Consider the following 25,203-nt stretch of genomic DNA (forward strand, 5'->3'; position numbering starts at 1 on the left):
TGCGGGGAGGCGCTGTCCTCCCCTTTATATGCTGCAGTACAGAGGGAGGGAGGAATATCGAATGAAGAGATGGGTACGTTCGGAATCTTTCAGCGCTTGGGCGTTTATGACGCCGGGCCTTGTGTTTCTCGCCATTTTTACATTTTGGCCGATCCTTTACGGAATTCCGCTTGCATTAACCGATTATTCGGTCATTGCCGAAACTCGTTATGTAGGCTTTGAGAATTTCACCAGAGCCTTTCAGGATCACAATTTTACCGTCTCGTTATGGAATTCGCTGGTGTATGTCCTTATTGTTCCGGTTATTCAGGTCATCTCCATTCTGATGGCTATTCTCGTAAACAGCCGTCTTCCGGGTGTGAAGATGTTCAGGGCGGCTTATTATATTCCGGTTGTGACTTCGATGGTTGCAGTTGCGCTCATCTGGAGCTGGCTGCTGGGAAACAATGGTGTGGTTAACTATCTGCTGATCCAAGCTGGAATCATCGACGGGCAGGTCTCGTGGCTGTCAAGCAGCAGCACAGCATTGTATGTCCTGATGTTCATCACCATGTGGAAGGGTCTCGGTTATTACATGATGCTGTATCTGGCAGGTCTTCAGGGTATTCCCTCAGATTTGTATGAAGCGGCCAGAGTGGATGGGGCGGGTCCCCTGAGGCTCGTTTTGAATGTGACGATTCCTTTGCTGAGACCTCATATCCTGTTCTGTACGCTGATCTCGATTATGGGGGCGGTCCGGGTATTCGATGAGGTATACATTCTGACCAAAGGCGGGCCGGGAACCTCGACGCTGACCTCCAGCGTGTATATTTTTCAAAAGGGACTGGAGCAGTTCAACTTCGGATATGCATCCGCGCTTGGTCTGATAGTCAGCGTTATTATAGGGGCGCTTAGCATTCTGGTGTTCCGCTTTAACCGGAAAGGCGGGGTGAATTCATATTGAACACAACGAGCAGATCATTCAAACAGCTGAAAAATGGAGTCCGTTATTCCGTCATTTACCTTCTGCTAATTTTGCTGGCCCTGTTCATGATGGGTCCTTTCCTCTGGCTGCTCAGTGTGTCACTGATGCCCGGCAGAAATGTGTTCTCCAGCCCGCCGGCCATTCTGCCGACGTTCATTGACTTTGATAACTACGTGCAGGTCTGGCAGTTCATGTCCTTTCCGCGCTATATTACGAATACGGTCATTATTGCTGTGCTTGGGGTGGTGTTTAATGTTCTGCTGGCCAGTACGACGGCGTATCCGCTGGCAGTCTTTCATTTCAAAGGCCGGAATTTCGTCTTCACCCTGTTGATCGCAACCATGATTATTCCCTCCTCCACGGCAATGATTGTGCATTATCTGACCATTCAGGCTTTTCACTTAGGCAATTCCTATCTGGGGGTTGTGCTTCCAGCTGCTGTGTCGGTATTCAATATTTTTCTGATGCGCCAGACCTTTCTGGGCATACCGTCGGATATTAGGGATTCAGGGAAAATGGACGGCGCTTCAGAGCTCCGCATCTTCTGGCAGCTCGTTCTGCCGCTGGTCAAACCGGGGATTGCCGTCATTGTGCTGCTGGAAGTCATGGCGTTCTGGAATAACTTCCTGTGGCCTATTGTCATCCTGGATGATCCGGAGAAATATCCGCTGGCTGCCGCGCTTACGTACCTGAACGGCCAGTTTTCGTATAACTTCGGCTGGATTGCCGCAGGGACGATGATATCGGTCATTCCTATTATTGTCGTCTTTCTATTTACCCAGAAATATTATATGGAAGGTATCGCAGGTGCGATCAAAGGCTAAGAACGGATACCGGCTGACCCTGCAAGGGAATCAATGATCAGATAGAAAGGATGGCGGGTAAGAATGGCGAATTCATACACAATCGCATTTGTGCCGCTGGATGAGCGGCCCTGCAATTACGAGTTCCCTTCTCTGTTGGCTAGGGGAACAGATTTTGAGGTGCAGCGTCCCCCGATGCAGCTGATGGGACTGAAGAAGCGCCCCGGAGATGCGGACGGATTATGGAGATGGTTTGAAGAGGCCTGCTCCCAGGCGGATGGTGCTGTGGTCGCTTTAGATACATTGCTGTACGGAGGGATTATCCCCTCCAGACTGCATAGCTTGCAGCTGGAGGAGCTTGCCGCAAGGCTTGATAAGCTGCGGGATCTCAAACGGCTGCACCCGAAGCTGGTCATTTATGCCTTTCAGCTTATTATGCGTTGCCCGCAGTATTCCCTGTCCGATGAAGAGCCGGATTATTATGCCGATTGGGGCCGGGAAATTTTCCGTAAAGGTTTTATTGGCCACCGCAAGGAGCTCGGCAACGCATCAGGAGAGGAACTGCAGGAGCTTGCGGAGATTGAGGCCCGGCTTCCGCAGAAAATACTGGATGATTACCTCGCACGGCGCAGCATTAATATTGAAGCGAATAAACTGGTGCTGGAGCTGGTGAAGGAAGGTATTATCGAGTTCCTGATTTTCCCGCAGGATGACTCGGCACCCTTCGGGCATACAGCCAAAGATCAGCAGAAGGTCCGCGCGCGGATTACGGAGCTTGATTTGGAGCTTAGAGCCTATATGTACCCCGGTGCAGACGAGGTGGGCTGCACGCTGCTGGCACGGATGATTAATAAAACTACAGGAACAGTGCCGCTCATTTATCCGAGGCTGTCTTCGGTGCAGGGAGCATTCGTCACCCCGTTGTTCGAAGACCGCTTTTTCTATGAGACGCTGAAGTACCAGATTACCGCCGCTGGAGGCCTGATTGTTTCCAGTGCCCAAGAGGCGGATCTTGTGCTGCTGCTGAATACGCCGGGAGAGACCATGATGGAAGCGGTATCGCAGCACCAGTCTTTTTTCAGCTATGATGTGTACCGGAACCTGATGGAGCTTGTGGAATACGGCAATTATATAATGAAACAGAAAGGCAAGCCCGTTGCCGTTGCCGATGTTGGCTATGCCAATGGCGGTGACCAGAAGCTGGTCAAAATGCTGCGGGAAAAGGGAATGCTGTTTGAACTCGCAGGTTATGCCGCCTGGAATACAAGCTCCAACACGCTGGGGACGGTCATTTCACAGGCTATGATCTATCTGCATTACGGGCGCACAAAAGAGCATTTGGACTTCCTTGGTCTCCGGTATGCGGAGGATGTATGCTATTGCTCAGTCGTCCGCGGGGAGCTTAGCGAGGGTCCAATCCAGGAGCTGGGCTGCGGCAAATATCTGCTCGACGGGCAGCGGGGAAAGGTCTCGGCTCTGGTTGAACAGCGGCTGGGCCAGGAGTTGGCGTCAAGAATCGATGGTCCCGGGGGAAAGGTAGAGATTACAGACTGCTACATGCCTTGGAACCGGATGTTTGAGGTAGGGCTCTCCGTTCGATTTGTGCCAGCCGGGGAATCCAAGAAACAATAGACTACTAGAGAGAGGGTGGGGACCCTGAATACGATATTGCAGAAGCTACGTCATGGACTAATTGTATCCTGTCAGGCGCTTCCGGGTGAACCGCTGCATGGTGCTGAAATCATGGCACGCATGGCAGCTGCTGCTGAGGAAGGAGGGGCTGTAGGCATCCGGGCAAACGGCTCCGCAGACATCCGGGCGATCAAAAGCGCCGTCTCGCTACCGGTTATCGGTATTATCAAGAGGGATTATCCGGGTTCGGAAGTATATATCACACCAACACTAAAAGAAATTGACGAACTGCTGGAGGCCGGGGCCGATATGATCGCCTTTGATGCAACAAGGCAGAAGCGGCCGGAAGACAGCACCTTGGAGCAAATCGTCGCTTTTCTGCACCGGAGCGGCACGGCTTCGATGGCCGACATTTCGATTCTTGAGGAGGCTCTCCATGCAGAAGCCCTGGGGGTCAGCTGCGTCTCGACCACACTCTCGGGCTACACGCCGTATTCCCTGCAGCAGGAAGGGCCTAACTTTGAACTGCTGCAAAGCGCAGTTGATTGTTTGTCCATCCCGGTTATTGCGGAAGGCAGAATGAATGAACCCGCCCAGGTGCAGCAGGCCCTGGAGCTTGGAGCTTATGCCGTAGTTGTGGGTTCAGCCATTACAAGACCCCAGCTGATCACCGGGCGATTTATGGCAGCAATTAGAAAGGTGGCTGTTAACGATGGAAATGACGGATCGGATTAATACGTATTATCCTTCCATGACCAAATCAGAACAGAAGGTAGCCCGTTGTGTGCTTGAGCATCCGGATAATCTCATCTATTTTTCGGTTACGGAGCTTGCGGATTTTGCCGGCACCGGTGAAACCACGGTCATGCGCTTCTGCCGCAAAATCGGATTTAAGGGTTACCAGGACTTCAAGCTTATGCTTGCCCAAGGGCTGCCAAAGCAGCAAGCCTTGTCTGGCCGTGAAGGCAGAGACGGGGATTATCCGACGCATCTTTATGAAGCTATGGTTGATGTCCTCCAATCCAGCCTGAGCATGCTGGACCGTGGACAGCTTGAAGAATCCGTTAATCAAATTGATGCGGCGCGCCATGTGCAGTTTTTTGGGGTAGGCTCATCGGCGATTACCGCACTGGATGCCAAAAATCGCTTTCTGCGTATCGGCAGACGGGTTGAGGCTATAGCGGACAGCCACATCCAGTCGATGATGGCAGTAACGATGGGCAAAGGGGATATCGCCTTCGGCATCAGCGTTTCCGGAAGCACTCTGGATACCAATGATATGTTAATGAAGGCGAAGCAGAACGGGGCGAAGATCATTGCCATGACCAACTACGCCAAGTCCCCCATCGCGTCTATTGCTGATATCGTTCTTCTCACTGCCGGTAAAGAGTCGCCTCTGGAAGGCGGGTCCATCGGTGCGAAGATCTCTCAGCTATTCATTATCGATCTGATCTGTGAGGGACTGGAACGCAGGCATACAGATGAGACAAAGAACATGAAGGAACGAACGGCAAGAGCTGTCATTGACCGTATTTATTGAGGGTGCAGCCGCAGCCTTAATACATCTGGCTCTGCATCGAAAGATAACGGAGCTAAAGGGAGGGACGCGAGGATGAGACGGGTCATCGGTGTGGATATCGGAGGGACAGCCGTTAAAGGGCTGGTACTCGACGAGATCGGAAACGTATGGGCGGAAGCCAGTCGCGATACGGAAGCATGGCAGGGCCGGGAGGCAATACTGTGCAAGCTGAATGCGGTGGTCTGCGAACTGCTCGAGGCCTGCACGGTTCAGGCCATCGGGCTTGCTTCGGCGGGCAGAGTAAATACCGACACGGGTGAAGTGGTGTACGCCACCGATAATTTACCCGGATGGCAGGGGCTTCAGCTTGCCGGTTGGGCGGAGGCTACCTTCAAATTGCCTGCAGCCGCCGATAATGATGCGAACGCCGCACTGCTGGGCGAGGCCTGGCAGGGAGCCGGCCGCGGACGGCACAATCTGGTCATGCTCACGCTGGGTACCGGAGTAGGCGGAGCGCTGATGATTCAGGGCTTGCTTAACCGGGGAAAGCGCTGGAGCGGCGGAGAATTCGGGCACAGTGTCCTGTTTCCCGGCGGCCGGCTCTGTAATTGCGGCCGCCGGGGCTGTGTAGAGCAATACGTCTCGGGTTCCGCGTTGCTGCGGCTCGGAAATGAGCTGACAGGCCGGGCGTATGACCATGGAGCGGAGCTTATGAGCGACGCACGGCGGGGTAATCGGGATGCGCTGCAGGTTCTTGAACATTACACCTCCGATCTGGCGGTTGTCTTGGACAATATTGGGGCTACGCTCGATCCGGAGCTAATCGTGATTGGCGGCGGGGTTATTCATGACCGGGACGTCTGGTGGCCGCTGCTAAAAAACAGGCTGCAAGGCGAGGGACTTTCCGGCATCCTTGCAGCGGCGGAGCTTGGGAACCGGGCAGGCTGCTTCGGGGCAGCCAAGCTTGCATTGGATTGCTTCCGGCAGCTGCCGGACGGATATGAGAAGGAGGATACCGCATGACATTCAGACAAGTGAAACAAAGTGATGTGATCATCATCGGCGGGGGGCTTGGAGGAACTGCCGCGGCTCTCGCCGCAGCCAAGGCAGGGTTGCGCGTCATTCTAACCGAGGAAACGGATTGGCTGGGGGGACAGCTGACCTCGCAGGCGGTTCCGCCGGATGAGCACCGCTGGATCGAGAACTCCGGCAGCACGGCTACCTACCGGGAGTTCCGCAACAGGGTGCGGGAGTATTACAGACGGAATTATCCGCTTACGGAGTCTGCCAGAAACAATCCGCTGCTCAATCCGGGGAACGGCTGGGTCAGCCGGCTTGCCCATGAGCCGAAGGTTGCACTAAGCGTCCTGCACGAAATGCTGGCTCCTTATGTACATTCGGGACGAATTGAAGTGCTTTATTATACGGTTCCGGTTCATGCCGAGACGGCAGGCGATGAGGTCACGGCGGTGACGGTCTTACATACCGTGAAAGGAACCGAGATCAAGCTTAAAGGGGCGTATTATCTGGATGCGACGGAATGCGGCGATCTGCTGCCGCTTGCGGGGGTGGAGTATCGAAGCGGCGCTGAATCACGCCATGAGACAGGGGAACCGCATGCGCTGGATGAAGCGGACCCGCTCGATATGCAGTCGATTACCCATGTCGCTGCCGTCGATTATGTACCAGGCGGCGATTTTACGATAGAACGTCCTGAGGATTATGACTTCTGGCTTCAATATGTGCCTTCCTTTTCAATGTATCCCATTCTCAGCTGGTACGCCTCCGATGCCAGTGATACGACGAAGCTGAAGCAATTCACCATGTTTCCCAATGACGAGGGAATTGTCTCGCTGTGGGATTACCGGAGGATTGTCGATCCTGCGGTCTGGAGCCTGCCGCTCAATGACGGTGAAGTCACTCTGCTGAACTGGGCGCTGAACGATTATTATGCCGGTCCGCTGATCGGAGTGCCTCCCGGGGAACGGGAACGGCATTTGAAAGGAGCCAGACAGCTGACGTTGTCACTTGTCTATTGGCTTCAGACGGAGGCGCCGCGGCTGGATGGCGGGAAGGGGTATCCGGGGGTGAGGCTGCGGGGAGACGTACTTGGGACAGAGGACGGGCTTGCGAAGGCTCCCTACATCCGTGAAGCAAGAAGAATCCGTGGGCTCTACACGGTGACTGAGCTGGATGTGAGCAAGGAGCTGCGCGGTGAAGCGGGACCTATGCGCTATGAGGACAGTGTGGGCGTTGGGAGCTATCATCTGGATCTTCATCCCACGACCGTATCCCAGCGCACGTTCTACATCCCCAATCATCCGTATGAAATTCCGCTGGGCTCAATGATCCCTATTCGTGTCACAAACCTGCTTCCGGCCTGCAAAAATATCTCAATGACCCAGATCGCAAACGGCTGCTACCGCCTTCATCCAACCGAATGGAATATTGGTGAAGCTGCGGGACTTCTGGCCTCTTACGCCATTACAAATAAAGTTCTGCCGCGTGAGGTTCATGGATCGGATGACCATCGCAAGGCTTACCAGCAGCTCTTAATAGACCATGGCGTCCAGCTTCACTGGAGTGATGCAGAGCTGGAAATGCAGTAGGTGACAGGATAATCGCATCTGGTGGCAAAGGATACCATCACCTCTTGAACTGTCGGAGTGTAAGGGACCACCTTTGTCACCGGAATTCTAAACCTTCCTCAAATTGGGGACAGAGGCACAGTTATTACTGCCGAAAAAACTGGAAATTAGATGATATTCCCCCCTGACTATGGAAATTTCCCCCTAGCTTAATCTTGTGCTTTATATGACAATAAGATTGCCTTCATCCTTCTTATGTTATGAATCCTCCTATTCCATGTACACCATCCCTCCCAACTATTTTGTAGGCATAAGCATTGCCCGGACAACATTACCGGGATTGCAGCCCATGAACAGCAATACAAGATTAAGAGCACAGATTATTTTTTCTTGCGCTTTTTTGTGTGCTTAATCTATCATCCTGATCTCATGAATCTGATAGAGACACTGGATGAAGGTGAATCCGAACCAGGAGGTGACTTTGGGGAGCTTTGCCTGTAAAGAGGACTGCAGGTTACGGCATTGAACCGAGGAGGTAAATGAAAATGAGGTCGACAAACAGATTTCGTAAAACCTTTGCGCTTAGCATGGCCGTTGCTCTTGTGATTGCACTCTTTTCAACGATAGGCACCAGTGTTAAAACTGCAAATGCGGCTGCGGGCTATAAGCTAATTGGTTATTATGCTTCCTGGGCTGCCTATGGGCGAGCCTACAACGTGACGGATATCGATCCCAGTAAAATGAATGTAATCAACTATGCGTTTGCCGATATATGCTGGAACGGGGTTCACGGAAATCCTGACCCGAGCGGACCCAATCCGGTTACCTGGACCTGCCAAAATGAGCAAGGCCAAACGATCAGTGTTCCGAATGGAACGATTGTGCTGGGTGATCCCTGGATTGATGCCCAGAAAAGCTTTGGGGATGACAAGTGGGATGATCCGATTAAAGGCAACCTGAAGCAGCTATGGAAACTTAAAGAAAAGAACCCGAATCTTAAAACGGTGATATCCGTCGGCGGCTGGACCTGGTCGAACCGGTTCTCGGATGTTGCCGCTACGGCAGCGACCCGTGAAGTATTCGCAAATTCCGCAGTTGATTTCATCCGCAAATATCGAATGGATGGTGTTGATCTGGACTGGGAATATCCGGTCAGCGGAGGCCTTGCAGGCAACAGCTACCGTCCGGAGGATAAGCAGAATTACGTGCTGCTGCTGCAGAAAATCCGTGAAAAGCTGAATGCGGCCGGAACCGCTGACGGTAAAACCTATCTGCTGACCATTGCCTCTGGTGCAAGCCCTGCCTACGTTCAGAATAACAACCTTAGCGGCATTGCTGCTGTTGTCGACTGGATCAACATTATGACCTATGACTTCAACGGCAGCTGGAACACGACTACAGGACACAATGCCCCGCTCTACTATGACCCGGCAGCAGCCTCATCAGGTCTGGCCGATCCGGCGAATTACAATATCGACAAGGCTGTCACAAGCTATCTCGCAAGCGGAGTCCCGGCGAATAAGCTCGTCCTGGGCATGCCGTTTTACGGACGCGGCTGGGGTGGTGCACCGAGTACAGGAAACGGACAATATCAGGTTTCGGCAGGTACTTCGTCCACAGGCACATGGGAAAAGGGAAACTATGATTTCTACGATCTCGAAGCTAACTATATTAACAAAAACGGCTATACCCGCTACTGGAACAACACCTCAAAGGTTCCATATCTCTACAATCCGTCTACACAAACCTTTATCAGCTATGATGACGCCGAGTCCATCGGCTATAAGACCAGCTATGTCAAAACCAAAGGCCTGGCAGGAGCGATGTTCTGGGAGACCAGCGGCGACCGCAACAAAACACTGCAAAACAAGCTGAACACCGATCTGGGCGGCGGAGTGGTGCCGACGCCAACACCGACTGCAACGCCAACAGCTACAGTGAAACCGACATCAACGCCTACTGCTACACCTACAGCGACACCTACAGCTACAGTGAAACCAACAGCAACGCCTACTGCTACTGTTACCCCGACACCAACTGCAACACCGGGGCAATGTACGGCGGCGGCATGGAACGCGGTAACCATCTACACCAAGGGCCAGCAGGCTTCCTATGGAGGTGTGCTGTATGAAGCCCAGTGGTGGACACAGGGGGAACGCCCTGACCAGAGCGGCGCATTCGGGGCCTGGAAAGTGATCGGCACCTGCGGCAACACTACGCCGGCGCCATCGGCTACGGTGAGTCCGACAGCAACGCCAGTACCAACGGCAACACCCGTGCCAACAGCTACAGTAAGCCCGACGGCAACGCCCGGGGGATCTGCCTGGGCAGCAGGAGTGGCCTATACAGCAGGCGACAAGGTAAGCTACAGCGGCAAAACGTACATCTGCCTGCAGTCGCATACCTCGCTGCAAGGTTGGGAACCGGCGGTAACGCAGGCTCTATGGGAGCTGATTTAGCACTATATTCCATCTGAACAGCAAAAAAGCTTGCGGAGAAGGCTGCGCCTCGATCTGCAAGCTTTTTTTATTATGTCATAACCAACAGCAGAATTACTTCACCGGATCGAATCTCCTGCATATGTCTCCTCACAGCCTCCGTTGTTCTTCAGCCTTTATGAAGAAGCTGATTGTGGTGCTCATAACCTTCCATAGGCTGAAATATAATGAAAAAGCATGGCTGTGTCCCAGCCCTGATAAAACTAATGCAACGCTATGCCGTTTTTTTCGTTATAGTAGTATATAGCGGAAGGTGGTGGATTCACCGATGGAAGCTTGGATAGTTTGGTTGATTACAGCCGGCGTTCTGTTTGTGATTGAAATGTTCGCGCTTACTTTTTATCTTCTCTGGTTAAGCATAGGTGCTCTGGCGGCTGGTCTGCTCTCACTTGTGTTTCCTGAGGCGATTTTGCTGCAGGTGGTCGTCGGTTCATTGGTTGCCCTCGTCCTGACCTTTTTCACCAAACCGCTGGTCGCGAGATTCCGCAACTCACGGGGATTTAAGGATACAGGGACAGAGATTGTCGGAAGACAAGGCATTGTCGTTGAGCCGATTGTGCCGGGACAATACGGGCAGGTCAAAGTGGGCGGTGACACCTGGAGTGCAACCTCGGTTCAAGCTCTGGGCAAAGACCAGGCAGTCCGTGTCATCCGAAGAGGCAACACGATTATCGAAGTAGAACGATGGGGGGATAAGTACTAATGGAATGGGCAATTATCGGTATTGTTATTGCTGTCGTCGTTGTTTTTATCGCGCTTACGATCAAAATCGTACCGCAGCAGCGGGTAGGGGTTGTGGAGCGTCTCGGTAAATTCCACCGGCTGCTTACACCGGGTCTGAATATTCTGATTCCGATTATTGATCAGGTGCGGACCTACCATGATTTGCGGATTCAACAGGCCAATGTGCCGCCGCAAACCGTAATCACCAAGGATAACGTGCAGGTGCAGATCGACACGATCATTTTCTATCAGGTGGTTGGTCCGGAAGAAGCGACTTATGGAATTTCCGATTATGTATATGGTGTGCGCAACATTTCCACAGCTACGATGCGGCAGATTATCGGGAAGCTGGAGCTGGATGAAACATTGTCGGGCCGGGAAAAAATCTCATCGGATATCCGCCTGGCTCTGGATGAAGCGACTGAAAAGTGGGGCGTGCGGATCGAGCGTGTGGAAGTTATTGATATCAAGCCGCCGCTGGACATCCAGGAAGCGATGGATAAGCAGATGAAGGCAGAACGCAGCAAGCGGGCGATTGTGCTGGAGGCGGAAGCTGCCAAACAGGATATGATCCTGCGTGCTGAAGGGGATAAGCAGAGCAAGATTCTGAAAGCGGAAGGCGATAAGGAAGCGCGTATCCGTCAAGCGGAAGGGTTCCGCCAGGCGCAGGAGCTGGAAGCACTGGGCCAGGCCAAAGCGATTCAGGCGGTCGCCGAAGCCGAGAAGACGCGGATCGCACTGATCGCCAGCGCAGGGCTGGATGAGCGTGTGCTGGCGTATCAATCTTTTGAAGCGTTAGGCGAAATCGCTAAGGGACCGGCCAACAAGGTGTTCCTGCCGACCAGCGCCGTTGAAACGCTGGGCAGTCTCGGGGCTATCGCCGAGGTGTTCAAGGCGAGCAAGGAGAGCAAATAAACGGAAGCGGATTAGACAATTGCGGCACATTCCGTTAAAGTAAAAGCAAAACTTAAGCGTAAGCTTACGAAGCCAGTTTTGCATCGCAAAACTTTAAGGAGACGATACTGTGACGCAAAAAGAAATTTCTCCGCTGGTCGAAGCGCTGGGGCTGCAGCCTCACGTTGAAGGCGGATGGTACAAAAGACTTTGGAAATCATCCTTTGATATCCCGCAAGAAACACTGGGAAGCAGCTATTCGGGCTCCAGAGCCTCAGCTTCTTCGATTTATTTTCTGCTCCATCCGGGCGAAACCTCGGAATGGCACACGGTGCTTTCCTCCGAAATCTGGCTGTGGCATTCCGGCAGCCCGATTGTGTTAAGCCTTGGAGGAAGCGGTGATAAGCCGGAGGATGTTACCGAGGTTATCCTGGGTCTCGACATCGCCTCCGGCCAGCAGCCGCAGGTGGTTATTCCGGCGGGAGTATGGCAGGCGGCCCGGGTGCTCGGCGACGAGCCGGTGCTGGTCTCCTGCATCGTATCCCCGGAATTTCATTTTGACGATTTCAAGCTGATCGGCAAATAAGCAATTTTAAAAATAAGTGCAGACTGTGAAATCAGACTGCACTTATTTTTTGTTCTAATTTACCGGCGCAGAGTGGCATTTTGGACCTGCGGGAGCAATCTGCTATACTGATTTTGGCCATTGGCTGATTATGCGGCCTCTTTTAAGGTTAAGGAAGTTAAATCAATATCATTAGGCTTGGAGGGTTAACGATGAGTGAATTGAACGGACCGTTTTCGGGTGGACCTACATTAAATGACGGAGTCACTATGCCGTGGCTGGGACTGGGCGTATGGCAGACCAAAGATGGTGAGGAAGTTATCAACGCGGTGAAAGCAGCAGTGGAAACAGGCTATCGCAGCATTGATACGGCAGCTGGATACAATAATGAAGAAGGCGTCGGACAAGCCATTCGTGAATGCGGAGTGCCCCGGGAGGAACTGTTCATTACGACCAAGCTGCGCAATCCCGACCAAGGCTATGAATCCGCATTACAAGCGTTTGAAGTCAGCCGCCGCAAGCTGGGGCTGGATGTAATTGATCTGTATCTGATTCACTGGCCAGTCGCCGGCAAGTACCGGGAGAGCTGGAAGGCGCTTATTCATCTGCAAAAGGAAGGTTTCGTGAAATCCATCGGGGTGAGCAACTTCCAGATCCATCATCTGCAGGATATTATCGACGATACAGGTGTGGTGCCTGTGGTCGATCAAGTGGAGTTCCATCCCCTCTTGACCCAGCGCGAGCTGCTGAAATATACACGCCAGCATGACATTCAGCTGGAGGCCTGGAGCCCGCTGATGCAGGGCAATCTGGATGTGCCGCTGCTTAAAGAGCTGGCCGGCAAATATGGCAGAACTGTCGCCCAAATTGTCCTGCGCTGGGATCTGCAGCAGGGTGTCATTACCATTCCCAAATCGGTTCATGCCGAGCGGATCACAGAGAACGCCGGATTTTTCGACTTCACGCTTAGCGACGATGATGTTAAGGCGATTGAGAACCTGAACCAGAACCACAGGTTCGGTCCGGACCCGGATAATTTTAATTTCTGAGCAAGCCTCTAACAATAGGGAACTACAAACAGCAAGCCTCCGGATGGGGGCTTGCTGTTTGCAGTTATTGGCTGTGTGCGGAGAGCAGAGAGCTTAGCGATTTACCCGATAGATACGTTATACTTGCGCAGCCACAGGTTAACCTGGGCGAGATAAGCGAACAGCTGCGGGCCGGACATCAGCTGGCCGAACCAGGGCAGATTGCTGGAGGATTCGGGAGAGGCAGCGATTTCTCGGATCTTGGCTGCATCAATCAACGGCAGGATGGGCGAAGTGGAATCATCCAGAATGCCCAGCATCTGAGTCCGGACGGCATTTAAATAGGCCGGATTATGGGTTTTGGGGTAAGGACTTTTTTTACGGTAGAGTACATCATCCGGCAGGATGCCTTCGAGTGCTTTGCGCAAAATGCCTTTTTCCCGGTTGCCCACGGTTTTAATTTCCCAAGGGATGTTGAATACATACTGGACCAGCCGGTGGTCGCAATACGGCACGCGGACCTCCAGTCCTGCACCCATACTCATCCGGTCCTTACGGTCCAGCAGTGTCGGCATGAAACGTGTGATGTTAAGATAGGACATTACACGCATCTGCGCCTGCTTGCCGGTCTCGCCGTCAAGCTTCGGCACCTCCGCAACCGCATCGCTGTATCTGTCACCTAAATATTCCAGTGGACGTATCCATTCCCCCACTTCCGGCGACAATAGAGCTGCACGCATTTTGGGGGCTACCGACCAGGGGAACGTGCCGGAAGAGAGCATCTCGTCCCGGTGGAACCAGGGATACCCGCCAAAAATCTCGTCCGCCGCCTCGCCGGAAATGGCCACAGTCGCGTTCTTTTTAATCTCACGGCAAAATAGATACAGCGAAGAATCCACGTCCGTCATCCCCGGCAAATCGCGGGATTCCAGGGCATTGTCCAGCGCCGTTACCAGCTCCGGTGTGTCAAAGGCTACATAATGGTGATTCGTGTTTAACTCATCAACCATCCGCTTAATCCACGGACCGTCTGCGCCGGGCTGAAAGGTGTGGCTTTTGAAATGCTTGTCGTTGTCGACATAATCGACGGAATAGGTATCCACCCGGCCTTGGCCGGTGCGGTTGTAATAATCCACAGCAAGCGCGGTCAGTGCGCTGGAATCGAGCCCCCCGGACAGCAGGGAGCAGACCGGAACGTCGGAGACAAGCTGCCGCTCCAGTGTATCCTGCAGCAATTCACGTACTCTGGCGGCTGTTTCTTCTTCATTTTCCGTGTGATGATTGCTTTCCAATTTCCAATAAGCATAGCTGCGCAGGCCTTCCCGGCTATAAATCATGGCATGACCTGGACGAAGCTCGAATATATCTTTGTATACCCCATGTCCCGGAGTGCGGGCCGGACCGATGATGAAGATTTCCGCCAGTCCTTCCGGTCCAACCTTCGGCTGTACCTTGGGGTGCTGGAGCAGAGCTTTGGGTTCGGAGCCGAAGACAAAAACATCGTCCACCCGGCTATAGAACAGGGGTTTCACACCCAGGCGGTCGCGTGCCAAAAATACCTGGTCCCGCAGACCGTCCCAGACGGCAAATGCAAAGATTCCGTTCAGCTTCCCGGTGCAGTCCGGTCCCCACTCCATATAGGCGTGCAGCAGAACTTCGGTGTCGCACTCGGTGAGAAAATGGTGTCCCCGCTGTTTCAGTTCCTTTTTGAGCTCGGGGGCGTTATATAATTCGCCGTTGTACACAATAGCGTACACCTTATCGTCATGGCGGGCGATCATAGGCTGTGCGCCGTTCTCGGGATCGATAACGCTTAGTCTGCGGTGACCGAAGGCACAAGGCCCTGAAATCCAGGTTCCGGCCGCATCCGGCCCGCGGTTGGCCAAGGTTTCAGTCATTTTTACGAGCAGTTGCGAGTGCTGTGTGAGGTCGCCGCGCCACTGGATAAATCCGGTTATTCCGCACATGATGGTTCATCCTCTCTTTTGTGCGATTGTTGTCCTTTCTTTTTTGCCAAGTAATACAGATATATGCCGAAGGAAGGGATAAAATGTATGTCCTTATCCGAACACTAAGGGAGAGGGAAATTTGCCAGGAGGGATGGATGACAAGTGTATTATATTAAAGACGCCAAAATCCGCAGAATGACCGAATATGACGGCGCACCTTGTGCAGAAGTGGGCGTATTGCCGGGAGCTGTAGGCGATTCCGCACTTTTGGTGTACATTGTTGAAGACCAGCGCGAGGAAGGTTATGAAATTGTGCGCATTCTGACGAATGACGCGAATACTTCGACCGATTGGTTTGATAACAATTTGCATGACGCTTTTCAGGATGTGACGGCCAGTGCTTTTACTGGCAGCATCATTATGAGCCCCGAGGATGAACGCTCCAAATTCCAGCGCGAACTGCTTATCTTCGGCGACTTGAAAAAGCAGCTGGAACGGCATTTCCACAAGTGACTCCTATAATCCGGCGATTGGATGCGGCAAAGCTGCCGCAGTCTGCCCCGGGGGTAGAACGGATTGGGGTGAGCGGCTGACCGCCGCTGATTCTGCCCCGGGGACAGAAATGCTGTGGGAGGGTGACTGGTGAGGATAGGCTGATCTGCTGTGCTGCCGTTGCTGTTTCGCCGCATTTTAGTAAATTATATTGCTGCAGCCTTGAAAAAAAATCTGAATGCGGTATAATAGAGAACGTTGCGTGAATACATATGCTTTAGGAATTAATTACTTCACTTTTGTCCCGGTAGCTCAGTTGGATAGAGCATGCGCCTTCTAAGCGCACGGTCGGGGGTTCGAATCCCTTCCGGGACGTCACACAAAACAGCCTTCCTTCGGGAAGGCTGTTTGTGCGTCTGGGGGGAGAGAAGCCTCTGGGGGCGTTGGCGCATCCACCGCAGTTGTGAACAACTGAAGTTTAGTTGTATTTTGTGCAGCTAAAAGTACTCATAATCGGGAGCGAAGTAACTTAATTGCACTCTATACATTTATATTTGTCCATATCCCTCCTAATGATGAATTGGGAGGTTTTTAGCTGTACCGAATACAACTAAATCCCGAGAGGAGTGATTTTCTTGGATTTTAGCTGTACACAATGCAATTAAGCTTAAATCTCAGTGAATGAAGGGATAGCCGTGCTTATTGCATAGACTGGCTTGCTCCTGATAAACCCGCTCTACAGTCTGCCACCTCCTCCGTTACATCCGCTCCGGCTTCGGCAGGCCAAGCACCTCAAGCACTTCGCCGAGCGTTTCCTGGAATGTTGAAGTAAGCCAGAGGCGGAAGCGGATGGTGGGTTGCTCCCCTTTGAGAATCGGGCAGGCGGAATAAAAGTTATTGAACAGCGAGGCCAGAGTATGCGCGTAGTTACAGATTGTATTTGGCGTCAGCTCGATGCTCGCGCTGTATAAGGTGTCTTGCCAGATGCTGAGATGTCTCAGCAGGGCAAGCTCCGCTTTGTCCAGTGGGGCCGGGAAATCCGGCACCGCAGCTGGTTCTGATACCGCATCCGCCGCCCCATCCGCCGCCGCATCGACTGCCCCATCCGCCGCCAGTACCGCTCTTGCCGCAGTATTTACCGCCATCATTGGACCTGCCGCTGCTCCCAATACGGCGCCTGCTTCCATTCCAGCGGCTTTACTGAGCACACTGCCCGCACGCGCATAGGTATACATCAGGTATACGCCGGTATTGCCGGAAATCTCGGTCGCCTGCTTGAAATCAAACACAATCTCCGTCCCCAGATTGAAACGCAGCAAGTAGTAACGGATTGCCGCTGTGGCGATCAGCCGGCTGGACAGGCCGTTTTTGTCGGAGCGGGTGGCTTCAATGGTGTTCTCCATAAGCTGGACCAGCTCGGTGACCTTGATGCCGATGCCCTGACGGCCGGACATGGCGTAAGAGGTTTTACCGTCCGAGGTATCGATCCCCAGTTCAGCGGCGGAAGCCGGACTAAGAGAAACCACGCCATAGCTTACATGATGAAGCTTCTCGGCTTGCCCGGCATATCCCAATACCTCTAAAGCCTGCTTCACCAACGCCTGCGGATACTCCTGTCTGTAATCAATGACGTTAACCACCATATCGGCCTCTCCAAAAGGCAGCTGCTGTCCACTTGGGCCCGTCGTCCAAACGCCTGCATTAAACTCGCTGTAGGAGAAGTTTTTGTCCAGCAGTCCGAATTTCCAGAGATGATAGGCGATGTCCTTGGCGGTGTAGGTTAAAATCCCGTTCGAGCGCACCAGCACCTTATCTTTCTGATGTTCCTCTGAATCCGCGCCTGTGCCGTCTGTTGCCGATTGCTTCAGAATCCAGCATCCCGCCAGCTTGCCCTCGGTTTCCTGAACAAAAACGGCCGTCTGTTCCAGCAGCGCAGAAGCGGAGGACCAAAATCCCTCTTTTAAAATACTGCTCTCCCACACCAGCAAATCGTAGGTGATGCCGAAGTTTTTCATTTCCTCAACATGCTCTCTCACAATCCGTTCAGCCACAAGGCTGCCGAGCCAAGCGGTATTGCCGTTCCCTTCTTCCAGTGCGTGGAGAATCTCCGTCCGTTTATGGACCGTCTCAGGATGCAACGCGTACTCCTTATTGATTCCGGCGTAGATATCCCAGCAATAATCACCGAAGCGGACATGATTACCCTGGAGTGGCACATTCATTAGCCCAACCACCGTATCTGCCAGCTGATTGCCAAGGTCATCCACATAGTTGTGAACTTCCACGTTGTAACCTGTTTTTTTCAAAATCCTAACCAGCGCATCTCCAATACAGGAGTTTCTCAGATGGCCGATATGCATTGATTTGTTTGGGTTAACAGAAGTATGCTCAATGATCACCTTATTCCCGTTCCCTGGCGGCAGCTCAAAGCTGTGGTTTGCCCACTCCTGCCAATTCACGTACATGTTGATGAAGCCCGGAGCCGCAACCTCGATTCGCTGCAGCAATCCCTTGATCGCTTCCTGTTGCCCAAGCTCCGCTGTGATCAGCTCGGCAATAGCCATTGGGGCCTTGCGCAGGACTTTGGCCAGCTGCATGGCAATATTGCTGGAGTAGTCGCCGAAATCCGGATTAGCGGGCTGTTCAAGAGCGATGGTTAAATGTTCTGGTGCGGCAGCGGTCATGCTGCTGAATACCTGCTGGACGCTTTGTTCCAAGCTTGTTTTAATAAGTTGGCTTAACACGGGATGAACCTCCTTTAAAATTCCTGAAGCAGATTTGCGTTACATGTGTACTTAGCGGGCTAAAAAACATCAAAAAAAGCCCCCGTCTCTAAAAGAGACGAGGGCTTTAGCGCTCGCGGTACCACTCTCGTTGCTAAACACCTTGGTTTAGCCACCTTACAGGTTAACGGTCTTCAGCCGGGGCTTCCTACTATCAGTTCAGAAGTCCATCTCCCGGGTGCGCTTCATTAACTGGCCTGTACCGGCTCTCACTCTTCCGGCTCGCTGGGGACTAGGGTCAGGCAACTACTTTCCCGTTCATCGATTGTATATTGATTTTTATCAGTATAGCGAATTTATGGAATAAATCAATAGCCGATTGGCTTATTTAGAAATATCAATGAATCCTTCGCCAAACACGTCGCGCACATCGTGGATCGTGACAAAAGCATTTTTGTCCTCAGCCCGTACGATTTTTTTGAGCATGGAAACTTCCTGCTTACTAATTACGATGTAAAGGACTTCCTTTTCTTCGCCGGTGTAATAGCCGTATCCCCGGAGCACCGTTACTCCGCGGTCCATAATCTCCGTAACCCGTACGGCAATGCTATCATAGCGTGCCGAGATGATGGTCACTGCTTTTTTAGGATTCAAGCCCTCGATAATGAACTCCATAGCTTTGGTTCCGATATAGAGGATGACGAACGTAAACATCATCTTTTCGATACCAATGACGAAGGCGGACAGTCCGGCAACGATAAGATCAAAGAACAGCAAGGCATAGCTGATATTCCAATCCCAATATTTATTGGCAAGACGAGCCAGAATTGTTGTACCTGCAGTCGTGCCGCCGACCCGGATGATCAGTCCAATCCCGACCCCCGCAAACAGACCCGCGAAAATAGCGTTAATCACTGGCTCATCCGAAGCGATCTGCCAGTTCTTGGTCAAGTACAGGAACAGGGAGTTAAAGGCAACGGCGATAATGGTGTAGCCCGTCGTTTTTTTATCCAGGAGTTTGTAGCCGATGATCAGCAAAATCCCGTTCAAGATGATGCCGACCAGCGCAGGTGACCATTTCAGCAAATAATACAGAATGATCGATATCCCTGTCACGCCACCCTCACCAAAGTCATTGGGAATCACAAATAAATTGACTGCCAGCGCAAAAATAAATGCCCCGAGAAGCAGCATAACCATATCATGTACTCTTTTGTTCATACGATATACCTCCATGATTTTAAAGCTCACACAAAAAAGCGATTAAAGGAAAAAATCATCCTTTAATCGCTTTGTAGCAAACATAGGTTGCGCAGCTCTTTTGATCCTTTAATCATAACAAGCCTTATAGGGGATGTAAATGATTTAATTCAGGAAAGGAGTCCCTTTTCAATCGGAAGTAGGCGCAGCGGTAAGGTCCTTAATATCCGTTGAACCAAAGATAAGCAGCACAATCACTATGACCAGCAGGATACCCCCGGCAAATTCTTCACCGTCAAAATTGTCCATACGTGCTTGGCCTCCCTTTGTATTCATCCACTCAAGAGTTGTCTGATTTTTTCTTCAAAGCGGCCATGATCTCGTTCAAGGTCAGGCTGCTGTTGTCGTCGAGAAAGCTGACCAGTTTATCTACGTTGCTGTCGCTCAAATTGCCGAGTGATTTATACTTGCCAACCAGGCTGACAAGAAGCGAAGCGTCCGTGAACATTTGGACAGAGTCTACTTTTAACTTGCCTGTTAAAAGAAGTGCAGCCACTGCATACTCCAGCCCCTTTGGACTTTGCGTTTTTGGGTTTGCCGGTTGTTTTTTTATGCTCGTTTTCTTTCCTTTTCCAGGAGGGGGCATGGACTCCCTTCTTCCTTATGCATTCTTTCAGAACAGCGGCCACTAGTGGGCGAACTCTCTTTTGTACACTTTATGCACTGCTGCAGGATTTGGTGAATGGAGCCTGTCTTTTGTCCACACCGTCAGGGTAGCAAACGAATATTAATATATTGTGCGATCAATTAACACTACCGCTAGAATCAGAGTTTGATATTCACAAATGAGTGGATTGAAAGGAGGAATGAGACGGATGACCACATTATCTACTGGACCTATTGAGAATAATCCTGTTCTTGGAGTAAGACCGGCGCAGCTTGTAACTGTAAAGATTGTGAATCGGGCTGCTGCAGAGGTACTGGTTATTAATATTCTAGGTTACTTCCTGGACACTACAAGAACTTTATATGTGAGTGAAGTCGTCGAAATCGCACCTGACGAGGTGGTGACCAGAGACTACTTTGCTAATCTGGATGCTTTCGAATTTCTCTTTACAGGCGATGACCTAGGAGAAAAAGCAGGGATTTCAGTATGGGGCAAACAAGCTGACGGTCAATTGGTGGATGCCCATCGTGTTGTAACGCATGAGATATTGAATGACGAGTTGTAATATCTGCACAGCAAACAGGGACATCCCAGCCTTAGGCTGTGAAAGTCCCTGTTTGCTGTGCAAGGAGATAAGCATGCATGGCCAATTTATGAAAGCATGAGGATTTCACGGATATCCTGCTCGCTTAAGGCAGACATGGCCTCCTGGCCCGGTTGGATGACTTCGTCGATCAGGTTCTTTTTCTTCTGCTGAAGCTCGTACATCTTATCCTCAACAGTCCCCTGTGCTACGAGGCGGATCACCTGCACCACCTTCTTTTGCCCGATCCGGTGGGCCCGGTCGGCAGCTTGCTGCTCGACAGCGGGATTCCACCAGAGATCGTAGAGAATGACCGTGTCCGCTCCCGTCAGGTTCAGTCCGGTGCCACCCGCTTTTAGTGAAATCAGGAAAAGATCGCGTTCACCCTCATTGAACCTGTTGCAGAGCTCCACCCGCTGGGCTGAAGGCGTCTGGCCATCGAGATAGAAATGCTGCACACCCAGCAGGCCCAGTTCACGGCCGATCAGGCCGAGCATTTCGGTGAACTGGGAGAAAATCAGCATCCGTTTGCCGGAGCTGCGGCATTCTTCAATAATCTCCAGCAGCTGTTCGAATTTCGCCGAGCCGCCGGTATAGCCTGCAATGAACAGCGCGGGGTGGCAGCAGAGCTGGCGCAGCCGGGTCAGCCCGGCAAGCACCTTGATTCTGCCGTTGCCAAACCCGTCGTTGTCCAAATGCTTGAGCGCTTCCTTGCGCAGTCTGGCGAGATAAGCGACATACAGTTTTTTCTGCTCAGGCAACAGCTCCGAGGCCTGCAGAGTTTCGATTTTGTCCGGCAGCTCTTTCAGTACATCGCTTTTTAGGCGGCGCAGCAGAAAAGGCCGTGCCCGCCTCGCAACCGTCTCCCGGGGCAGGTCATGAAAGGCCTTTTTGCCCGGAAACAGTCCGGGAAACACCACTCCGAAGATCGACCATAGATCCTCCAGAGCATTTTCTACCGGCGTTCCGGTAAGCGCGAAGCGGTAGCGTGCCTGCAATATTTTGACCGCCTGAGCTGTCTGGGTCGCATGGTTCTTGATAACCTGTGCCTCATCCAGAAACAGGGTGTGAAAGGAATGCTTGGCGTACTCTTCAATATCACGGCGCAGCAGCGGATAGGAGGTGATGATTACATCGTTTCCTGCGGTGTTCTTCAGTATCCGTCGGCGTTCGGTTAAGTTCCCGTCGGCTATGGCTGCTTTGATCTCCGGGGCGAACTTCTTCAGCTCATTCTGCCAGTTGTAGAGCAGGGAGGCCGGAGCGATGATCAGCGCAGGGAGGCCTCCCTGCCGGATATCCTTAAGCTCTGAGAGCAGGAAGGCGATGCTCTGCAGCGTTTTGCCAAGACCCATATCATCGGCCAGGATACCGCCGAACCGGTAGTGGGCCAGCGTCTTCAGCCACTGGAAACCATATTGCTGATAATCCCGGAGTACGGAAACAAGGCTGTCCGGCACAGGGAAATCAAGATTTTCGGGATTCCGCATGTTGGCCAGAAGCCGGCGCAGGGAGCGTCCCATGGTGACGGAGTCCCCCGCGCTATCGCCATTCAGATGCAGGCCGCGGGCCAGGGGGAGGGAGAACTGCGGGCTTTTGAGCTCATCCTGCCGGATGCCGATTTCGTTCATAAAGGTGATGATTTCTAAGAATTCCGCACTCTCCAGCGGCAGCAGCGCCCCATCCGGCAGCCGGTAATAGCGGCGTTTCTCCTGCAGCGATTTCAGCACCAGTACAATTTCCGTTTCGGGGATTCCTTCCACGGCAAATTTGAAGTCCAGCCAGTCGGTTTTTTCGTTCCAGCTTAAGGTTACCTTCGGCAGGGCTGTTCCGGTGAGCAGTCTTCCCTTGACAGCAGTAGTGGCATATACCTCAAGCAACGGCTCCAGCAGCGGCACGGTATGATAGAGAAAATCAAATTCGCCGTCCTCATCGCTCATAATATAGCCGCTTTCCGTTTGGGTAAAAGAAGCATGATCCATCAGCGCAAGAATCCGCCCTTCGGCTTCCCCGTCCCGCATCAGAATCACCTCATTGCCCCGTTCGCGTGCTTTCTCATCGAGCGGATTAATCACAATATTGCCGTATTGAAACTCAAGGCCTGCCAGCAGCCGGTCTCTTATCCGGTCAAGATAAAGTCTGGCTTGAAGCTGTGCCTGGATGATGCGGCCTTGGATAGCCTCGGCAATATGCACATGGCCCAGCTTTTTCAGCCCGGGAATCACCTTATCCATAAAAGGCTCCATTTGCTCCGGGGCAATGGCAATTTCATCTTTGCGGGAGGACGCCAGCATTTTCTTAAGCTCGGAGATACGCTGGCATTCCTGAACCGGCAGCTTCAGTAGCCTGCCTTCAGACAAGATAAGCCCGTAATCCTCCATGACTGTAAGCTGTGCCAGTCCCCGGATATCTAGCCGATAGCTGTTATCCGGGGTTTGATCGAATTGAAAGCTCAGCGGAGGGGGAGCTTTTGTGATCTGAAGCCCTTCAGTGCGTATTCCCCCTTGCTGCAAATGGGCAGAGGATACTGCTGTTAGTGCAGGCTGAACTTGCTCCCAGAAAAAAGGCGGAACCGGCAGCAGCCGTTCCCCTCCAGGGCCACCCGAATAATGCGTATGTGGACTGACAGCTTCGCGGTACATCTTTTCATTTAAAAGGACTTCGATCAGCTTCAGAATCACCGCATTGTCTTCTTTATTGAAGCTGTGCAAGGATGGGTCATAGATAAAATGCTTGGTGAACTCAAAGGATTCTCCGCGGTGGATACGCTCGAGAAAAGCTCTGATTTTCTGCACAATATAAAGCCGTTCTAGTCCGATCTTCAGTTCAATTCCAAGCTTATGAGTGCCATCGGTGTACAGAACCGGCTTGCAGATGAACTCAACCTGAAGCGGGGTTCTGATATCGCTATAGGTTCCGGTGCCGCTTGGACGCTTCCGGGAACTGCCGAACATATCCAGCATGCTGGTCACCAGTTTTCGGTCACCCGTATGTTCCCCTGTATCAAAGGCTGCAGGTTCAGGATTACGCGGAGTAAGTCTGCCGCTCTCTCCGGTGTAGCCTCCGTGAAGGTGGAGACTGGGGCCGGCCATACTTCTGGAGAGTTCTGTGTCCATTTCCTGACGGAGTATATTCACGAGAACAGCTGCAATATGCTTGCAAAAAGCTCCGCCGTGGTGGTATGCAGGGCAGGTGCATTCCCCATTCACGTCACCGTCACTGTCTATAGCAAGCACCACTTCGTAGCTTTCGAGGCCTTGAACCTCAGCCCGGTATTTTGAATATTCCAGCTCAACATTGTTCTCTGCATAGGTCAGCGTGACCTTATCCGCTTCATAATAAACCGTTCCCTGCTCCAAAGCAGTACCGCCGCATAGCAGCCTGATTACCCGTTCCGGCACATAGAAACCCACAGCCCTAATCACTTCCTTTTGTCTTGTCCATAAGTCCGAATTTGCTATAGTACCCATAATAACAGAACAGGCGTACGCCTTCAAAACCATTTACCGGAATCCCTGAGCTGATGCTGCGGTGCGGGATCACTCTAAGCGTTTGCACTGTACAAAAAGGCCATCTCCAAACCGCATTTCTGTGGTTTGGAGATGGCCTTCTATTGAAAGGTTTCAGTGTAGCTTTCCGGCTTCCTCAAAAGACCGGCCTAACTTCCCTTCGCTTCTGGGCGTACTGCTGGTCCGCTGATACCGTACAGCATGAAAGCCAAAGTCTGCTCAATTTCCTCTTCATCATTCCAATCGCTATCTGGCAGGAACAGCAGACGGGCCAGCAGATATCCGATTACAGAAGAGACCGTAAACCGGATAATTGCGGGTGTGGGCATGTCGATAATTTCGCCCTTTTCCTTGAAATGCTCGGTAATGGCAGTTACCCGCTCCAGTACCTGGCCGAGAACATTCTCGGCGAACTGTTCCCTTAATGCGGGCTGAAAGGGGATTTCCTGAATAAGAATTTTCAGAATCTTAAAGTTCTTGCGGGCGAATTCCAGCCGGTTGACCATAAAAGCCCGCAGAAATGCCTCATAGCTCTCGGGAGGACCATCCAGCACGCCGTCGAAATTACGCATGACAAAGGGCGCGATCATGCGGCTCATCGTCGGCCCGACAATGGAGAGCAGCAGATCCTTTTTGGTCTTGTAATAACGGAAGATCGTGCCCTCCGCCACCCCCGCCTTCTGGGCAATTTCACTGGTAGCCGCAGCCGAATATCCTTTATCCGAAAATATTTCAATCGCCGCCTCCAGAATGGCGAGCTGCTTCGGCGTCATTTTTTCTTCCTGACCGATGGCCAGCAGCTCCTCAATCCACTGCTCCCCCTCATGCTGCTGCTCCGCAGCATTGTCCGTCTCCATTCTTTTGCCCTC

20 protein-coding genes, 1 tRNA gene and 1 other annotated feature are annotated in these 25,203 nt (G+C 52.2%); of the genes, 15 read left to right on the forward strand and 6 right to left on the reverse strand.

Going from position 1 to position 25,203, the window contains the following annotated elements:
* The first annotated feature begins 61 nt into the window (after nt 1–61).
* The 12 genes from AC3WT9_RS20510 (at nt 62) to AC3WT9_RS20565 (ending at nt 13,235) form a co-directional block, all read left to right on the forward strand.
* A complete protein-coding gene (locus AC3WT9_RS20510; protein ID WP_341095916.1) occupies nt 62–943 on the forward strand; it encodes a carbohydrate ABC transporter permease in 882 nt (293 codons plus the stop codon).
* The gene (locus AC3WT9_RS20515) at nt 940–1,788 is read left to right on the forward strand and encodes a carbohydrate ABC transporter permease (protein ID WP_341095915.1); all 849 of its coding nucleotides are present in this window, start codon (nt 940–942) and stop codon (nt 1,786–1,788) included. The genes AC3WT9_RS20510 and AC3WT9_RS20515 overlap by 4 nt, the downstream gene beginning before the upstream one ends.
* Before the next feature lie 63 nt (nt 1,789–1,851).
* Nucleotides 1,852–3,399, forward strand: a complete 1,548-nt coding sequence (locus AC3WT9_RS20520; protein WP_341379681.1) for a DUF4127 family protein — start codon at nt 1,852–1,854, stop codon at nt 3,397–3,399.
* 33 nt (nt 3,400–3,432) lie between these two features.
* Nucleotides 3,433–4,134, forward strand: coding sequence for an N-acetylmannosamine-6-phosphate 2-epimerase (locus AC3WT9_RS20525; protein WP_341380415.1), 702 nt, complete (start codon nt 3,433–3,435; stop codon nt 4,132–4,134).
* Nucleotides 4,112–4,939, forward strand: coding sequence for a MurR/RpiR family transcriptional regulator (locus tag AC3WT9_RS20530; protein WP_341095911.1), 828 nt, complete (start codon nt 4,112–4,114; stop codon nt 4,937–4,939). Before AC3WT9_RS20525 ends, AC3WT9_RS20530 begins: the two co-directional genes overlap by 23 nt.
* Before the next feature lie 72 nt (nt 4,940–5,011).
* Nucleotides 5,012–5,941, forward strand: coding sequence for an ROK family protein (locus AC3WT9_RS20535; RefSeq protein WP_341095909.1), 930 nt, complete (start codon nt 5,012–5,014; stop codon nt 5,939–5,941).
* On the forward strand, nt 5,938–7,527 hold the full coding sequence (locus AC3WT9_RS20540; RefSeq protein ID WP_341379679.1) for an FAD-dependent oxidoreductase: 1,590 nt from the start codon (nt 5,938–5,940) through the stop codon (nt 7,525–7,527). The genes AC3WT9_RS20535 and AC3WT9_RS20540 overlap by 4 nt, the downstream gene beginning before the upstream one ends.
* A gap of 524 nt (nt 7,528–8,051) precedes the next feature.
* Nucleotides 8,052–9,965 carry a glycosyl hydrolase family 18 protein gene (locus AC3WT9_RS20545; protein WP_445935356.1) on the forward strand — a complete coding sequence of 638 codons (1,914 nt, stop codon included), beginning with the start codon at nt 8,052–8,054 and terminating at the stop codon, nt 9,963–9,965.
* Nucleotides 9,966–10,272: 307 nt separating this feature from the next.
* Nucleotides 10,273–10,707: an NfeD family protein gene (locus AC3WT9_RS20550; protein WP_341095904.1), complete on the forward strand. Its 435-nt coding sequence runs from the start codon at nt 10,273–10,275 to the stop codon at nt 10,705–10,707.
* Nucleotides 10,707–11,642, forward strand: coding sequence for an SPFH domain-containing protein (locus AC3WT9_RS20555; RefSeq protein WP_341095903.1), 936 nt, complete (start codon nt 10,707–10,709; stop codon nt 11,640–11,642). The genes AC3WT9_RS20550 and AC3WT9_RS20555 overlap by 1 nt, the downstream gene beginning before the upstream one ends.
* 109 nt (nt 11,643–11,751) lie before the next feature.
* Nucleotides 11,752–12,207, forward strand: a complete 456-nt coding sequence (locus tag AC3WT9_RS20560) for a cupin domain-containing protein (protein WP_341095901.1) — start codon at nt 11,752–11,754, stop codon at nt 12,205–12,207.
* A gap of 191 nt (nt 12,208–12,398) precedes the next feature.
* Nucleotides 12,399–13,235: an aldo/keto reductase gene (locus AC3WT9_RS20565; RefSeq protein WP_341095898.1), complete on the forward strand. Its 837-nt coding sequence runs from the start codon at nt 12,399–12,401 to the stop codon at nt 13,233–13,235.
* Nucleotides 13,236–13,336: 101 nt separating this feature from the next.
* Here the strand turns inward: AC3WT9_RS20565 and asnB are convergent, their stop codons facing one another.
* Nucleotides 13,337–15,181, reverse strand: coding sequence for an asparagine synthase (glutamine-hydrolyzing) (gene asnB, locus AC3WT9_RS20570; protein WP_341095896.1), 1,845 nt, complete (start codon nt 15,179–15,181; stop codon nt 13,337–13,339).
* Nucleotides 15,182–15,325: 144 nt separating this feature from the next.
* Between asnB and AC3WT9_RS20575 the strand changes: the two genes are divergently transcribed.
* Both AC3WT9_RS20575 and AC3WT9_RS20580 read left to right on the forward strand, forming a co-directional pair.
* Complete coding sequence (locus AC3WT9_RS20575; protein WP_341379677.1) at nt 15,326–15,676, forward strand: hypothetical protein; 351 nt, start codon at nt 15,326–15,328, stop codon at nt 15,674–15,676.
* Between the two features lie 280 nt (nt 15,677–15,956).
* Nucleotides 15,957–16,030: transfer RNA gene (locus tag AC3WT9_RS20580), tRNA-Arg, on the forward strand.
* Between the two features lie 383 nt (nt 16,031–16,413).
* Here AC3WT9_RS20580 and AC3WT9_RS20585 read toward each other — a convergent pair.
* From AC3WT9_RS20585 to AC3WT9_RS20595, 3 genes are all read right to left on the reverse strand, one after another.
* Nucleotides 16,414–18,399, reverse strand: coding sequence for an arginine--tRNA ligase (locus tag AC3WT9_RS20585; protein ID WP_341379675.1), 1,986 nt, complete (start codon nt 18,397–18,399; stop codon nt 16,414–16,416).
* Nucleotides 18,400–18,489: 90 nt separating this feature from the next.
* Nucleotides 18,490–18,709 (reverse strand) — a binding site (T-box leader).
* Nucleotides 18,710–18,762: 53 nt separating this feature from the next.
* Nucleotides 18,763–19,599 (reverse strand): YitT family protein, encoded by an 837-nt coding sequence (locus tag AC3WT9_RS20590; RefSeq protein WP_341095876.1) that lies wholly within the window; start codon nt 19,597–19,599, stop codon nt 18,763–18,765.
* Between the two features lie 319 nt (nt 19,600–19,918).
* Entirely contained in the window at nt 19,919–20,134 is a 216-nt protein-coding gene (locus tag AC3WT9_RS20595) for a hypothetical protein (protein ID WP_341095873.1), read from the reverse strand.
* A gap of 310 nt (nt 20,135–20,444) precedes the next feature.
* Between AC3WT9_RS20595 and AC3WT9_RS20600 the strand changes: the two genes are divergently transcribed.
* Nucleotides 20,445–20,810, forward strand: a complete 366-nt coding sequence (locus AC3WT9_RS20600; RefSeq protein ID WP_341379673.1) for a hypothetical protein — start codon at nt 20,445–20,447, stop codon at nt 20,808–20,810.
* 86 nt (nt 20,811–20,896) lie between these two features.
* Here the strand turns inward: AC3WT9_RS20600 and AC3WT9_RS20605 are convergent, their stop codons facing one another.
* Nucleotides 20,897–24,238, reverse strand: a complete 3,342-nt coding sequence (locus AC3WT9_RS20605; RefSeq protein ID WP_492407901.1) for a DEAD/DEAH box helicase — start codon at nt 24,236–24,238, stop codon at nt 20,897–20,899.
* 245 nt (nt 24,239–24,483) lie between these two features.
* The gene (locus tag AC3WT9_RS20610) at nt 24,484–25,191 is read right to left on the reverse strand and encodes a TetR/AcrR family transcriptional regulator (protein WP_341095867.1); all 708 of its coding nucleotides are present in this window, start codon (nt 25,189–25,191) and stop codon (nt 24,484–24,486) included.
* Nucleotides 25,192–25,203: the final 12 nt, after the last annotated feature.

The organism is Paenibacillus sp. EB106-06-01-XG199 (genome assembly GCF_058791575.1).